This is a genomic window from Mesorhizobium sp. LNHC209A00 (genome assembly GCF_000502915.1).
GTDB lineage: Bacteria > Pseudomonadota > Alphaproteobacteria > Rhizobiales > Rhizobiaceae > Mesorhizobium.
Window position 1 is genome coordinate 424,207 of the sequence record NZ_AYWT01000002.1, and the last position, 14,074, is coordinate 438,280.

15 protein-coding genes and 1 pseudogene are annotated in these 14,074 nt (G+C 62.6%); 8 read left to right on the plus strand and 8 right to left on the minus strand.

Going from position 1 to position 14,074, the window contains the following annotated elements; translation table 11 throughout:
• Position 1: 1 nt before the first annotated feature.
• Positions 2–532, minus strand: coding sequence for a peptide deformylase (gene def, locus X739_RS160550; protein WP_023772273.1), 531 nt, complete (start codon positions 530–532; stop codon positions 2–4).
• Between the two features lie 103 nt (positions 533–635).
• On the opposite strand from def, the gene X739_RS160545 reads away from it, so the two are divergent.
• Positions 636–1,889 (plus strand): DNA recombination protein RmuC, encoded by a 1,254-nt coding sequence (locus X739_RS160545; RefSeq protein ID WP_023793129.1) that lies wholly within the window; start codon positions 636–638, stop codon positions 1,887–1,889.
• Between the two features lie 3 nt (positions 1,890–1,892).
• On the opposite strand, the pseudogene X739_RS01000000165810 reads toward X739_RS160545, so the two are convergent.
• The 3 genes and pseudogenes from X739_RS01000000165810 to X739_RS160535 all read right to left on the minus strand — a co-directional run bounded on the left by X739_RS01000000165810 (position 1,893) and on the right by X739_RS160535 (position 4,306).
• Positions 1,893–2,296: pseudogene (locus tag X739_RS01000000165810) on the minus strand (GFA family protein).
• Between the two features lie 128 nt (positions 2,297–2,424).
• Positions 2,425–3,378 carry a cation diffusion facilitator family transporter gene (locus X739_RS160540; protein ID WP_023793130.1) on the minus strand — a complete coding sequence of 318 codons (954 nt, stop codon included), beginning with the start codon at positions 3,376–3,378 and terminating at the stop codon, positions 2,425–2,427.
• Between the two features lie 118 nt (positions 3,379–3,496).
• A complete protein-coding gene (locus X739_RS160535) occupies positions 3,497–4,306 on the minus strand; it encodes a transglutaminase family protein (RefSeq protein ID WP_023772269.1) in 810 nt (269 codons plus the stop codon).
• A 211-nt stretch (positions 4,307–4,517) separates the two neighbouring features.
• Between X739_RS160535 and X739_RS1000000171120 the strand changes: the two genes are divergently transcribed.
• Together X739_RS1000000171120 and sugE are read left to right on the plus strand one after the other, a co-directional pair.
• The gene (locus X739_RS1000000171120) at positions 4,518–4,643 is read left to right on the plus strand and encodes a hypothetical protein (RefSeq protein ID WP_023772267.1); all 126 of its coding nucleotides are present in this window, start codon (positions 4,518–4,520) and stop codon (positions 4,641–4,643) included.
• Between the two features lie 198 nt (positions 4,644–4,841).
• A complete protein-coding gene (gene sugE, locus X739_RS160530; RefSeq protein ID WP_023793131.1) occupies positions 4,842–5,156 on the plus strand; it encodes a quaternary ammonium compound efflux SMR transporter SugE in 315 nt (104 codons plus the stop codon).
• Positions 5,157–5,313: 157 nt separating this feature from the next.
• On the opposite strand, the gene X739_RS160525 is transcribed toward sugE, so the two are convergent.
• Positions 5,314–5,742, minus strand: a complete 429-nt coding sequence (locus X739_RS160525) for a DUF6481 family protein (protein WP_023772265.1) — start codon at positions 5,740–5,742, stop codon at positions 5,314–5,316.
• A 310-nt stretch (positions 5,743–6,052) separates the two neighbouring features.
• On the opposite strand from X739_RS160525, the gene X739_RS0133805 reads away from it, so the two are divergent.
• On the plus strand, positions 6,053–7,057 hold the full coding sequence (locus tag X739_RS0133805; RefSeq protein ID WP_051410562.1) for an LLM class flavin-dependent oxidoreductase: 1,005 nt from the start codon (positions 6,053–6,055) through the stop codon (positions 7,055–7,057).
• A 56-nt stretch (positions 7,058–7,113) separates the two neighbouring features.
• On the opposite strand, the gene X739_RS160520 is transcribed toward X739_RS0133805, so the two are convergent.
• Complete coding sequence (locus X739_RS160520; RefSeq protein ID WP_023793134.1) at positions 7,114–7,950, minus strand: helix-turn-helix transcriptional regulator; 837 nt, start codon at positions 7,948–7,950, stop codon at positions 7,114–7,116.
• Positions 7,951–8,048: 98 nt separating this feature from the next.
• Entirely contained in the window at positions 8,049–8,825 is a 777-nt protein-coding gene (locus X739_RS160515) for a carboxymuconolactone decarboxylase family protein (RefSeq protein ID WP_245273783.1), read from the minus strand.
• Between the two features lie 93 nt (positions 8,826–8,918).
• Here X739_RS160515 and X739_RS160510 point away from each other — a divergent pair, with 93 nt between their 5' ends.
• From X739_RS160510 to X739_RS160495, 4 genes are all read left to right on the plus strand, one after another.
• Positions 8,919–10,088 carry an AI-2E family transporter gene (locus X739_RS160510; RefSeq protein WP_023793136.1) on the plus strand — a complete coding sequence of 390 codons (1,170 nt, stop codon included), beginning with the start codon at positions 8,919–8,921 and terminating at the stop codon, positions 10,086–10,088.
• 69 nt (positions 10,089–10,157) lie between these two features.
• Positions 10,158–10,991 carry an arylamine N-acetyltransferase gene (locus tag X739_RS160505; protein ID WP_023793137.1) on the plus strand — a complete coding sequence of 278 codons (834 nt, stop codon included), beginning with the start codon at positions 10,158–10,160 and terminating at the stop codon, positions 10,989–10,991.
• Positions 10,988–11,989 carry an LLM class flavin-dependent oxidoreductase gene (locus X739_RS160500; protein ID WP_023793138.1) on the plus strand — a complete coding sequence of 334 codons (1,002 nt, stop codon included), beginning with the start codon at positions 10,988–10,990 and terminating at the stop codon, positions 11,987–11,989. The genes X739_RS160505 and X739_RS160500 overlap by 4 nt, the downstream gene beginning before the upstream one ends.
• 76 nt (positions 11,990–12,065) lie before the next feature.
• Positions 12,066–12,860 carry an inositol monophosphatase family protein gene (locus tag X739_RS160495; RefSeq protein WP_023772257.1) on the plus strand — a complete coding sequence of 265 codons (795 nt, stop codon included), beginning with the start codon at positions 12,066–12,068 and terminating at the stop codon, positions 12,858–12,860.
• Between the two features lie 40 nt (positions 12,861–12,900).
• On the opposite strand, the gene X739_RS160490 is transcribed toward X739_RS160495, so the two are convergent.
• Positions 12,901–13,920, minus strand: a complete 1,020-nt coding sequence (locus X739_RS160490) for a LacI family DNA-binding transcriptional regulator (RefSeq protein ID WP_023772256.1) — start codon at positions 13,918–13,920, stop codon at positions 12,901–12,903.
• Between the last annotated feature and the right edge of the window lie 154 nt (positions 13,921–14,074).

Here is a 14,074-nt window from a genome sequence, read left to right on the forward strand (position 1 = left end):
CCTACCCCACCAGCTTGCCCGGCGCCTTATCCCTGGCGAGCTTCTTGAACTTCTTCACCACCATGTCGCGCTTCAGCTTCGAGATGTGGTCGATGAACAGCACACCGTTGAGATGGTCGATCTCGTGCTGCAGGCAGGTTGCCATCAGCCCTTCGGCCTCGATCTCCTGCAGCTTGCCGTCGCGGTCGAGATATTTGACCCGCACCGAAGCCGGGCGCTCGACCTCGGCATAGTAATCCGGGATCGACAGGCAGCCTTCCTCGTAGACGGAGCGCGCGTCGGCGCTTTCGAGAATTTCCGGGTTGATGAAGACGTGTGGCGCCGGGGTTTCGTCTTCCTTGGCGAGATCGATCACCAGCATCCGCAGCGGCTCGCCGACCTGGATTGCCGCCAGCCCAATGCCGGGTGCGTCATACATGGTCGCCAGCATATCGTCGGCCAGTTTGCGCAAGGGCGCGTCGACGCGCTCCACCGGCTTGGAGACCTGGCGCAGGATGGGATCGGGGAGAATGATAAGCGGCTTGATCGGCATGGCGTTTCACCTAAGACCTCAATAGAAAGGCGTCAACCGGTTCGCCTGCGCGTCGTTCACGTTTTGATCTGTGCCAGACCGCCGAATCGGCTATGCTGTCCACATGAATGATCTGAGCACCATCCTTTCGGAGCCCGTCGCACGGCTCGGCGCCTCGACAATCACGCTTGGCCACGCGCTGGCCTTCGGCGCGTTGCTGTTTCTCGGCTTGTTCGTGACGCTCGTCGTTGCGCTGTGGCGGTCGGCCAAGGCGCGCGCGGCCGCCGCCGCGGAGGCCGCCGACCATGCCCGCGACGCCGAGGCGCGGATGGCCGGCATTCTCCAATCCCAGGCCGAGATGCAGGGCCGCATGGGCGCCATCGCCGAAGTGTTCGGCGCCCGTCAAGCCGAATTGACGCAGTCCATCGGCCAGCGGCTCGACGCCATGACCGGCCGCATCGGCCAGACCATGACCGAGCAGACCAAGTCCACTCATGAGAGCCTCGCGAAACTGCAGGAGCGGCTGGCGATCATCGACACAGCGCAGGGCAACATCCAGTCGCTGGCCGGCCAGGTCGTGCAGTTGCAGGCGATCCTCTCCAACAAGCAGACGCGCGGCGCTTTCGGCCAGTCGCGCATGGAGGCGATCGTCGCCGACGGCCTACCTCACGGCGCCTACGAATTCCAGGCGACGCTGTCGAACGGCAGCCGGCCGGACTGCCTGGTGAAAATGCCGAACGGGGCGCCGTCGCTAGCCATCGACGCCAAATTTCCGCTGGAAGCGTGGAATGCGATCCGGGCCGCCGATAACGCCGACCTGCAGAAGGTCGCGGCCCAGGCCTTTCGCCGCGATATCGAGGTCCATATCCGAGACATTTCGGAAAAATACCTGCTCCAGGGCGAAACCCAGGACACAGCCTTCATGTTCGTGCCGTCGGAATCGGTATTCGCCGAAATACACGAGAACTTCGAAGCGGTTGTCCAGAAGGCGCACCGTGCCCGCGTCATCATCGTCTCGCCTTCGCTCTTGATGCTGTCGATCCAGGTCATCCAGGCGATCCTCAAGGATGCACGCATGCGGGAGCAGGCGCATCTGATCCAGGGCGAAGTCATCAGGCTGATGGAAGACGTCCAGCGTGTCGACGAGCGCGTGCGCAAATTGCAGGGCCATTTCGGCCAGTCGGCCAAGGACATCGAAGACATACTCGTCTCGACCTCGAAAGTGACCAAGCGTGGCCAGAAGATCGAGGCGCTGGAATTCGGAGAAGGCGAGCCCGACGCCCCGCGCGGCGGCACCACCAAGGTGGAGGCCGCACCGCGCGTTGCCGATTCTAAGACCGGGCAGTTGAGGTTGAGGGTCGTCGAAGGCGACGACTGAACGCTACTGCTCTTCGACCGTCGTCATACCCTCGAATTCCGGAAGCCAGTGCAGCGCCGAGCGATGCCATTTCTGGTGTCTCGGGACCAGGTCCTGGCGCTGCCGCGAGGTCCGACCCTGATCCCATAGACCTTCGGACCGTCGCCGACCGATGTCGCATAAAGATGCGAGCCGCAGTCGGCACAAAAAGCCTGCGTTCGCTTGGCACCGCTCGCCACGGTCTTGATGTAGATTTTCGGTTCGCCGCTGGTGATCCGGTAATGATCCCCTGTCGCTGGAACGGTGACGCGAAATGCCGTACCGGTCAGTTGCTGGCAATCGGTACAATGGCAGATCGAAGTCTTTTCCGGGTCGACCTCCGCCTCATAGGTGATGGCGCCACAATGGCAGCCGCCGTCGATCTTCATCGTCATTCCTCCAACATCGATCGGCTGATTTTAGCGGCACGGGGACACGAGGCAACGGCGGGGCGCTGGTCCAGAGGCCAGAATCCCCAAAAGTGGACTGCGATGTCGGAAAAGTTCGTACTCGAATTCTATCCGGACGCGGATTCGATCAGCTTGCGCCGCTTTTCCCAGGTGCCTGACGTCTGCGGCTTGACGAACAGCCGCGAGATCTCAGGCATCTCTTTTTTCAACCGCGCCTCGATGCGCTCGACACAGGCCTCGATCTCCGGCGCCGACAAATGGTCCTCGAATTCGATGCTCAGGCCGGCAACGATTTCTTCCGGGCCCATATGCACCGTCAGCACACCGTTCGCCCGCTGCACCGCCGGATCCTGCTGGACGATCGCCAGCACCTTCCTCTGCACCTCGGGTGAGGCCGGCTCGCCGATGAGCAGGCCCTTGCTTTCACGCGCCAGGAAGATTGCCGTCGTGCCGAGGATAAGCGCGATGCCGATCGAGGCGGCGCCGTCGAGCTCGGGCATCTCGAAAATCTCCGCCGCCAATATGCCGGCAAAGGCGACGGCCAGGCCGAGAAGGGCCGCACTGTCTTCGAACAGCACCGTATAGACGCTCGGATCCTTGCTCGATTGCACAGCTTGCAGCCAGCCGAGCTTGCCCTTCTGCTTGCGGAATTCCTTCAGCGCCACCAGCCAGGAGCTGCCTTCGAACACGAAGGACAGGCCGAGAACGATGTAGTTCACTTTAGCGTTGGCGACCGGCTCTGGCGCCATGATGTGGATGATGCCCTCGTAGAACGACACGCCGGCGCCCAGCGCGAAGACCAGAAGGGCGACGATGAAGCTCCAAAAATAGAGTTCACGGCCATGGCCGAGCGGGTGCGAGCTGTCCGCGGGGCGTGCCGCCCGGTGCATGCCGTAGAGCAGCAGGCCGCCATTGCCTGTATCGACCAGCGAATGCACGCCTTCCGACAGCATGGCCGAACTGCCGGTGAAAAAGGCTGCGGCGAATTTGGTCAGCGCTATGGCGAGATTGCCGGCGAGCGCCGCGTAGATGACCGTTCTGGAGCCGCCGTGCCCTGCCATGCAGCTTCTATCCTCTTCGAGACAGTGTAGCGGCTCTGCCGCGGAGTTGCACAGCCACCACAACGCGCCAATCGTCGGGCCGTTCAATGTGTTCGAAACCGGCTGGCGGGAAGGCCAGCTATTCCTGGACCTCGTCGGTCCACACCTTGAAGCCCGTAAGCAACCCTGGCCCGAAAATGTGGGTCAGCGGCACATCCGCCGCGTCGCGGCCGGAGGCGATCAGGATACGGCCGATGCGTGGCGCGTTGTTGCGCGGATCGAAAGCGTGCCAGCGGCCGCCGAGATAGACCTCCATCCAGGCGCAGAAGTCCATGCTCGCCCAAGGCTTCGGCATGCCTATGTCGCTGATGTAGCCTGTGCAATAGCGCGTCGGGATATTGAGTGCCCGGCAGAATGTGACGGCAAGATGCGCGAAATCGCGGCACACGCCGCTCCGTTCGCGCCAGGCTTCCGCGGCGGTGCGCGTCACTCGTGCGTTGCCGTAGTCGAAGACGATGTGGTTGTGGACGAAATCGCACACCGCCTGCACGCGCGGGATGCCTGATGGCATGTGGCCGAACAGCCGCCATGCCTCGCTTGCCAAGAGGTCGCTTTCGCAAAACCGGCTGGGCAGCAGGAACAGTAGCGTTTCAGCCGGCAGGTCGCGCACCTCGTGCTGCCACGCCATCAACTCGCGCATCTCGAATGTGCCGTAGTCGCGGATTACCGCATCCGTACCGAAAGTGAAACGCCCGGGCGGGGCGACGAGCCGGTTGCACCAGTTGCCGAAGCTGTCGCGATAACTCTCGATCGGCACTGGCGGGTTGGAGGTCAGGAAATCCGGGCGCTCAAGATCGGAGGCGCGGGAATAGTGGACATTGAGCATTGCGATGAGCGGCGTTTCCTGGGGAAAGTCGAAGCTCATCTCACAGCCGATATGGATCCGCATTGTCGTCCTGACCGGCCTGCCTGACGATCACCCGGCGGTGCACGGGTCGATGCTGCAGTGCGAAGACAAGCATGGCATGGACAGCCGGGGTTTACGAGCAAATTAGAAATCGGTTGAAAGCGGCCTGCCGGCGCCGGCAGCAGGCACTCGCCTCTTGCAGTCCGGCCTTTGTCTTGTTTCACTCCGCTTCCCGCAACTGGAGGAACGAATCATGGCTAAAGGTGCGATGAAGGCAGGCAAGGAAGCCCGCAAACCAAAGAAAGACGCCAAGAAGCCTGTAGCCGCTCCGGCCCTGAAGGCGCCGCCGGTCAAGGCGATGAGGATCAAGGAAAAGTAGATATCGCAAAGCATGCATGGATTTCGCCGGCGGCGTCCGACATGCCGCCGGTGAGTTGTTGATTGGGCGTTCAGACGCCCTATAGCGACGATGCGGGGACGACCTCGCATTTCCCGAAATCCGGCTGGGACGGCCCGCCCATTGTGTGATTGAGCATTCGAGGACCTTTCGGCCGGATGTTCTGGATGGAGCGTTCCGATGTCATGGATTCTTCTGTTCTTCGCAGGCCTGTTCGAAATCGGCTGGGCGATCGGGCTCAAATACACCGACGGCTTCACCAGGTTTGTTCCGACCGTGCTCACGATCGCGTCCATGATCGTCAGTTTGACCTTGCTTGGCCTGGCGCTGAAGACGCTGCCTGTCGGCACCGCCTATGCGCTGTGGACCGGTATCGGCACCGTCGGCACGGCGCTGCTCGGCATCTGGCTGCTGGGCGAGCCCGCGACGGCGATCAGGCTCGGCTGCATCGCTTTGATCGTCTGCGGTATTATGGGGCTGAAATTCGCGGCCTGAACGGCCCTGTCCACCGGCTGATTATCTCGACCGAGATCACATCCATGAATCGACATCCCTGGATGCAGGGAGGCTTCCCGTGGGCAACACGACAAACGCGAAAAAGGGCCGCGCCTCGGCGCGTCCCCATTGATCATCGATCGACACGAGTGCGCTCTTAGCGACCCGTAAAGCCGGGCGGTGTCCTGCCGGTGCGCTGCTTGCGAGCCGCATAACGTGCGTCGCGCTTTGCCTTGCGCTCGGCTTCGTCGGCAAGCAAACGAGAGATACGCTCGTTCTCTTCAGCTTCCCGAAGCTTGGCATCGGCTTGCGCGGCCTCTTCGGCGGCAATGCGCGCAGCTTCGGCTGCTGCCTCACGCTCGGCTTTCTCAATCGCCTCGCGTGCCAGCTTTTCCTGCTTCAGCTTGGCCTTCTCGGCCTCGCGTATCTCACGAGCCGCAAGGATCGCCTTGCGTTCGGCCTGTCGTGCGAGCACCGCGGGATCGTCTGCTGCCGGCTTTGACTTGAAGCGCTCCAGAAGCGCCTTCTTTGCCTCGGTCGCGGCGTTGCGCCGCTCGAAAATGTCTTTTTCCCTGTAGATAGCCAAGTCCACTTCCTTGAAGTCTATTCGCGACGCTTACATACGCGCGAAAACCGGGAGTTCAAGCGCCAAAACGGTATGCCAGCCATGAAATTCCGGGATGTTGCACCCGGGAGACGCATTTTCCGCCGAAATCGACATGCACTGTTCACCAGCCAGCCTCTGGCGGCGCGACAGACGCGTCGTTACCTCTGAAGGATGATGCCGAAAGGATGAAGCGGTTTTCGGACGACATCATGCTCNAGCAGGATGACACTTAACGGAACTCGGTCTCTACACCTTCGCCGACGTCAGCCCGCAGCCGGGTCCGGGCGCCATCGGCCCGCATGAGCGGCTGCGCAACCTGATCGAGGAGATCGAACTCGCCGACCAGGTCGGGCTCGACGTCTTCGGCCTCGGCGAACACCATCGGCCGGACTATGCCGCCTCGGCACCGGTCGTGGCTTTGGCCGCAGCGGCGGAGCATTCGAAGCGCATCAAGCTGACCAGTGCGGTGACCGTATTGTCCTCCGACGATCCGGTGCGCGTTTTCCAGCAGTTTTCCACGCTCGACCTTTTGTCGGGCGGCCGCGCCGAGATCATGGCCGGGCGAGGTTCGTTCATCGAATCCTTCCCGCTGTTCGGCTACAATCTCGAAGACTATGACGAATTGTTCGCCGAAAAACTCGACCTGCTGCTGACCATCCGCGATCAGGTGAAGGTTACCTGGTCGGGCAATCTGCGCGCGCCGATCAACGATCGCGGTGTCTATCCCAGGCCCTTCCAGGACAGGCTGCCGGTCTGGATCGCCATTGGCGGAACGCCGCAATCGGCCGCTCGGGCGGGCGCGCTCGGCCTGCCGCTGGCGCTTGCCATCATCGGGGGCGAACCGGCGCGATTCGCGCCGCTGTTCGACCTCTACCGTGAGGCCGCCAAGCGCGCCGGCAGCGATCCGGCAGGGTTGGCCACAAGCATCAACGTGCATGGCTTCATCGCCAAGACGACCGAGCAGGCGGCGGACGACTTCTACGGCCCCCAGGCCGAAGTGATGAACCGCATCGGCCGTGAGCGCGGCTGGGGTCCGACATCGCGTGCGCATTTCGACCAGTCGCGTGGTCCGGACGGCGCGCTGTTCGTCGGCAATCCGGAGCAGGTGGCGGAAAAGATCGTGACCCAGCACAGGGTGTTCGGTAACGACCGCTTCCTGCTGCAGATGGCGATCGGCACCATGCCGCACGCCAAGATCATGAAGGCGATCGAGCTCTACGGCACCAAGGTGGCGCCGATGGTGCGCAAGGAAACGGCGAAGGCCGCCCCGCCCGTGGCGGCGCCTGTCGCGTGAACGTGATGAGGCCCGCGAGAACAGGGCCTCATTCCATCCGCTCGCGGTGGGCAGGCTTATAGCGTTATCCCATGCGCTGCCGCATCCATCATCGCGGCATGATGGATTTCGGTCGCCTCGTCGGCTGGGAACATACACTCGATGCGCAGTTCCTGGGCGGCGACGGTTTGGGGGGTGCCGACCGTGGTGACCATCGAAAAGTAGTCCAGGCGGCGACCGTCCTTGATGAAGCCAAGCGGAATGACCGGCATGAAGCCGATCGCCACCGGATTTTTCCAATCGCTGTTCACGTCCGGGTAGGCGAGCAACGCCGTCAGCAACTCCCTGGTCTTTTCGTCGACGACGCGGCCAATGGATTCGCGATAGACCCGCTCGAACAGGCTCCGCGCCACATCAGGCCAATTGGCGACGAACGGGCGCATGCCTTCGGGATCGAACATGAGGTGAAGCATGTTGCGCGGCCTTTCCCGAGCGGCCATGTCGCGGAAACAGCCGAAGAAGAGCGGTGCGGCTTCGTTGGTCATCAGCACATTCCAGTACCGGTCCATGACCAGCGCCGGATAGGGTTCATGCTGGCGCAGGATGCGCGTCAGGGCATCGGTGACGCTCTTCATTTCCATGGAGTTCCAGGCGCCTTCGGGGAACATCGGCGCGTAGCCTGCCGCCAAAAGCAGGGCATTGCGCTCGCGCAAAGGGACATCGAGCACCCCGGCGATCGCCATCAAGGTCTCACGGCCGGGAACGCTGCGTCCGCTTTCGATGAAGCTGATCTGTCTTTGCGAAATGCCCGTATCGAGGGATAGATCAAGCTGACTTCTGCCACGCACATCGCGCCAGTAACGCAAGAGCGTGCCCAGGTCGGGTGTCATGGCCGTTCTGGAATTGATCCTCATATCCCGCTGTCCTCGCAGTCCCTCGAACGATACACGCCATGCGATAACGCATCGCTTGACGGCGCATGCACCAGAAGATCCATGCGCCGTCGATCGGGTCAGGCGGCAATCACGGCGGCGGGAGACCATGCCTGCGGCTGGAAGCGCTCTTCGATCGGCGTGCCGGCCATGTTGGTGGTGGTTGCCGCCATGGTGGAGACGCCGACACCGGTTACCACTTCCAGGATCTGGGCTTCCGAATAGCCCGCCGAAGTAAACGCATCGATGTCCGCGTCACTCACATTTCCCTTGTTTTCGATCAGTGCCCTCGTCAGGGCCGAGAGTGCCGCATATTTCGGGTCCGTCGGCAACCTGCCATCCCGGATCGCCTTGACTTCGCTTTCCGCAATCCCATCCTCGATGGCGAATGTCGAATGCGCGGCGACGGTCCAGGGGCATTTGATGGTGACCGCGTTGGTCAGCAGCAGCACCTGCTTTTCGATCTCGTCGAAGCTCCCGCCGTGGAAACTGCCGAAGCTGCTGACGAAACCGTTGAGGAGAACCGGATTGTTGGCCATCGTCGCCATGACGTTCGGAAGAAAGCCAAACTTCTCCTCGAGCGCCTTCAACGCGGGCCTGGATTTCTCCGGCGCCGACTCGGCTGTTTGAAGGGTAAATCTTTGCATCGTGATGTCCTCTTTCAGGGGTAGGGCGTAACCGAGCCGGCGACATCCTCGCCGCGCCGGCCTTGCGAGCCCTTGGGTTGCGAAGGCCTGCTCCCGTACTAGGCCCGTCGCCTGCCCGGACTCAATTACACGGCATGTAATCGTGGAACGCTCGCAGCCGAGCCGACGGTTTGAGCTATCTTGACGGCGCCCCCGCTCGACGGCGGCCACGCCATCAGTGCCGGCTAACGGAACCTTGAAGCAGCGCTGGCGTTTCCGTCTGCGGATTGCATCAGTTGTGATGTGCCCGCCGAGGGGATCGCGATGAAGGCCGAACCCGCCGCTTTGGGCGCAGGCGTTGCCGAAGCTGAAGAGTCGCGTGTGGCGGCGCGTGCCGATACGCGCCTGATGCGCTCGTTGCTCATCGGTATCTTCCTGTTCATGACCGTCTATGCGCTCTATTTCGCGCGCGCTTTTTTTATGCCGGTCATCCTGGCCTTCCTGCTGGCGCTGACGCTGACCCCGATCGTAAGACTGCTGCGCAAGCGCGGCATTCCCGAAGTGGTTTCGGCGACGCTTCTGGTGCTTGTGTCCATCTTCGTCTTCGCGAGCGCCGGCTATGTGCTCAGTGGGCCCATTATCGATCTCATCAACAACACATCGTCCATCGGCCAGCAGCTGACCGAGCGGTTGGCGCAGCTGCGACGGCCTCTCGAGAGGATCATGGACATTGCGCACCAGATCGAAGGGCTCACCGAGACAACGCAGGAACCGGGCGTGCAAAAGGTCGCGGTAGCGCAGTCCGGCTTCTTCTCGTCGGCGGCGAGCAACATCCTGTCGGCTGGAACAAGCCTGACGATCATCTTCGTGCTGTCGCTGTTCCTGCTCGCCTCGGGTACGATGTTCTATGAGAAGATCATCCAGTCCTTCGCCAGCCTCACCGAGAAGAAGCGGGCGCTGCGCGTCGTCTACGACGTCGAGCGGGAAATCTCGCACTATCTCCTCACCGTCACCATCATCAACACCGGCCTCGGCACGGTCATCGGCCTCGGCCTGTGGGCTCTCGGCATGCCCAATCCCTTGGTCTGGGGCGCGGCGGCCGCCCTGCTCAATTTCCTGCCCTATGTCGGGGCCATGATCACGCTTGTCCTGGTCACCGTCATCGCGCTCATCACCTTCGACACGATCGCCTATGCGCTGTTGGCGCCTGCCTTCCTGGTTTTGTGCGACATCATCGAAGGCCAGTTCGTGACGCCGATGGTGGTCGGGCGGCGGCTCGAGATCAACGCCGTTGCGATCTTCATCGCCATCGCATTCTGGTCATGGCTGTGGGGCTTTGTCGGCGCGTTGATGGCGGTGCCGCTGCTGGTCGTCGTCAAGGTGTTCTGCGATCATTTCGAGAGCCTCAGTCACGTCGGCAATTTTCTCGCCGCACAACACACGGCGGTCGTTGAGGACGAAGCCGACGAGCAGGACGTCGCGGCAGCCGGATAACCGGCGCACGGTTTGCGACGGCGGGATCGAATGCCTATATCCGGCCGATCAGTGCCCGGTGCCTTCCCGATGAACGACGTTCCCTTCGACCTCGAAGCCTATTTCGCCCGGATCGGCCACGCCGGTTCCACGGAAGCTTCGCTCGACACGCTAAAGACGCTCCATTTCCTGCATCCGCAGGCGATCCCGTTCGAGAATATGGATCCGTTTCTGGGACGGCCGGTCCGATTGGATGCCGCCTCGCTGCAGGGCAAGATCGTCCTTGGTGGGCGTGGCGGCTATTGCTTCGAGCACAATCTCCTCCTCTTGCACGCGTTGAAGGCGCTCGGCTTCAAGGTCGGCGGCCTTGCCGCGCGTGTGCTTTGGGGTCAGAGCGACGACGCCATCACGGCGCGTAGCCACATGCTTTTGCGCGTTGAGCTCGACGGCCACACCTATATCGCCGACGTCGGATTCGGCGGCCTGACGCTTACGGCGCCTCTGCTGCTGGAGCCCGGCCGCGAACAAAAAACGCCGCACGAGACATTCCGCATTGTCGAGGCCGGCGATCATTTTCGCCTGCAGGCCTCGATCGGCGGCGACTGGCGCTCGCTGTATCGCTTCGACCTGCAGCCGAACTATGAGGTCGACTATTCCGTCACCAATTACTTCCTGTCGACCAACCCAGCATCGCATTTCCTCACCTCCGTCATAGCGGCCCGCGCCGCGCCCGACCGGCGCTACGGCTTGCGGGGGAATCGCCTGTCGATCCATCACATCGATGGCCGCACCGAGCAGAAGCAGATCGCCACCGCCGCCGAACTTGCCGACACGCTGGAAGGCCAACTCGGCATCACCATTCCCGACCGCAAGGCCTTCGAGGCCCGGGTGCGCGAGAAGAAGATCGTGGAGACCAGTATATGACCGAACTGTCCGTTCTCGACCTGTCGCCGATCGTCGAAGGCAGCGATGCCTCGCAATCGCTCGCCAATTCGCTCGATCTCGCCCGCCACGCCGAGCGGCTCGGCTACAAACGCTACTGGCTGGCCGAACATCACAACATGCCAGGCATCGCCAGTGCGGCCACATCGGTCGTCATCGCCCATGTCGCCGGCGGCACCAAAACCATCCGTGTCGGCGCCGGCGGCATCATGCTGCCCAACCATGCGCCGCTGGTGATCGCCGAGCAATTCGGCACGCTCGCCGCCCTGTTTCCCGGCCGCATCGACCTTGGCCTCGGTCGCGCTCCCGGCACCGACATGAACACGGCGCGCGCGCTGCGCCGCAATCTCGAGGCCGGCGCCGACAATTTCCCGCAGGATGTCGTCGAGCTGATGGGCTATTTCCTGCCGGCAGAGGAAGGCCAGCGTCTGCGCGCCGTGCCCGGCGAGGGCCAGACGGTGCCGATCTGGATTCTTGGGTCCAGCATCTACGGCGCGCAACTCGCCGCCATGCTCGGCCTGCCCTACGCTTTCGCCTCGCATTTCGCGCCGGCGGAACTCGATCATGCGCTGGACATCTACCGCTCGCGCTTCCAGCCGTCGGAGCAGCTCGAAAAGCCGCATGTCATGCTCGGCCTCAACGTCTTTGCGGCACCCACCGACGCCGAGGCGCGGCTGCTGTTCTCCTCGCTGCAGCAGGCCTTCGTCAATCTGCGCACCGGCAGGCCGGGAAAATTGCCGCCACCGGTCGAGAACTATGACCGGGATCTCGACCCCATGGCTAAGTCCATGCTCAGCCAGGCGCTGTCCTGCGCCGTCGTCGGCTCACCGGAAACAGTCCGGCAAGGCATCGATGCGTTCGTGCGGCGCACCGGCGCCGACGAGCTGATGATCACAGCGCAGATATCAGACCACGCCGCTCGCGTGCGCTCCTTCGAGATTTTGGCGGAGGCGCACAGATCGTTGTCGCAAGCGGCTTGAACAGGCGGCCTAGAGCTTTTGCCGACGTCGATGCTCTGCTAAGTGCGGGGTATCCTTTGCAGCAGCGAGCCTTGCCTTGCCCCATGATCTCGACAGACGCGAGCAGTTTGCCATCGACCTGGCGCGGCGCGCCGGCGAACTCGGCCTGAAATATTTCCGCGATCTCGACAGCCTGACCATCGAGAGCAAAGGCCATCAGGACCTGGTCTCGCAGGCCGACCGCGAGGTCGAGCTGTTCATCCGCGCTGCAATCGCCGCCGACTATCCGCAAGACGGCATTATCGGCGAGGAGCACGCCTCGGTGGCCGGCTCGACCGGCCATGCCTGGGTCATAGACCCCATCGACGGCACCGCCAATTTCGTACGCGGCATTCCGGCCTGGTGCGTGGTGATCGCTTGCGCAAGGGATGGCGAGACGATCGTCGGCGTCATTCACGAGCCCGCGACCGGCGAGACCTTCCACGGAAGGCTGGGCGGCGGCGCCTTTGTCAACGGCAGGCCGATCAAGACGAGTGCGGCCACCAGCCTGGAAGAGGGCTCGGTGGGCACCGGCTTCTCAAACCGGGCCGAAGCCGAGAACATCGCCGTGCTGATCAAGAAGATCCTGGCCGAGGGCGGCGTCTTCTTCCGCAACGCGTCAGGCGCGCTGATGCTTGCCTATGTCGCCTCGGGCCGGCTGCTTGGCTATGTGGAGGAACACATGAACCCTTGGGACTGCCTCGCCGGCATGCTGCTGATCGAGGAGGCCGGCGGCACGATCCTGAAGGCGGATCCGAAGACGGTGTTGCAGAGCGGGACACAAATTATCACCGGCGGCAAAGGCGTGTTTTCGAAGCTGCAGGAACTGTGTTCCGGTGTCTTCACGCCCTGATCAATTACCCGAAAACCGCTTCACCCTTTCGGCGTCATGCTCAGGCACTCAAGCTCTGCACCACCGCCCCAAGCGGGCGGCATGAATTGCGGATCATCAAACGGCCCTTGAGGACGAGCTTGCGCGGCGGCGCGTCCCTGTTGCCGGCGAGACGGTCGAGCAGCAGATTGGCCGCCTGTTCGCCGATCGCCTGAACCGGCTGCGCCACCGTCGTCAGTTGCGGCTGGAACACGTCGGACCAGGGAAAATCGTCGAAGCAGGCTACAGAAATGTCCTCCGGACAGGACAGGCCGATGTCGCGGATCGCCTTCATCGTGCCGATCACCATCGGGTTGTTGGCCGAGAAGATGGCGCTTGGCCGGTCGTGCAGCGACAGCAGCTGCATGGTCGCGTTGTAGCCGTCGATCTCGTGGAAATTGCCGGAGCGAACCAGCTCCTCGGCCACCGGCAAGCCGGCGGCCTGGAGCGCCTCGCAATATCCGGTCATCCGGTCATGCATGGGTGAAATATCCGAGGTGCCGGTAATGTAGCCGATCCGCCGATGGCCGAGATCGATCAGATAGGTGATGGCATCGAACACCGCGCGCTGGTTGTCGAGAACCACGGCGTCGGTGTCGACGCCCTCGCACAGGCGGTCCAGCAACACGACCGGCACATTGGCGTCGACGACGATCCGCTCGAGGATCGCACCGTCACCGACGCGGGCCACGATGAGCCCGTCGACCATGCGGTCGAGCAGCAGCCTGATCTGGTCGTCCTGGGTGTTCAAATCCTCGTCGGTGCAGCACAGCATGACGGCATAGCCGGCACGGTCGAAGGCCTGCTGGATCACCGAAACGACGGCGGTGAAGAACGGATTGGTGATGTGCGGGACGGTCAGGCCGATGGTGCGGGTCGTGCCCATCTTCAGGCTGCGGGCGATGGCGTTGCGCTTGTAGCCGATATCGCGGATTGCCTGTTCGATACGCTGGCTGAGCTCCGGGCTGACGGTCGCCGTACCATTGATCAGCGCCGACACGGTGGCGACCGAAACACGCGCCGCTTCAGCCACGTGGAGCATGGTGGGCGCGGTGGATTTGCGGTGTTTTTTTCGCCCTGACGCAGTCATTTTCGAAACGTTTCGTCACCCCTTTGCCGCCAATACCTACGGAATCCTCTCTTTTTAAGCAAGAATCGAAATGCATCAAACTTCTGGCACCTGATATCGGCTTGAC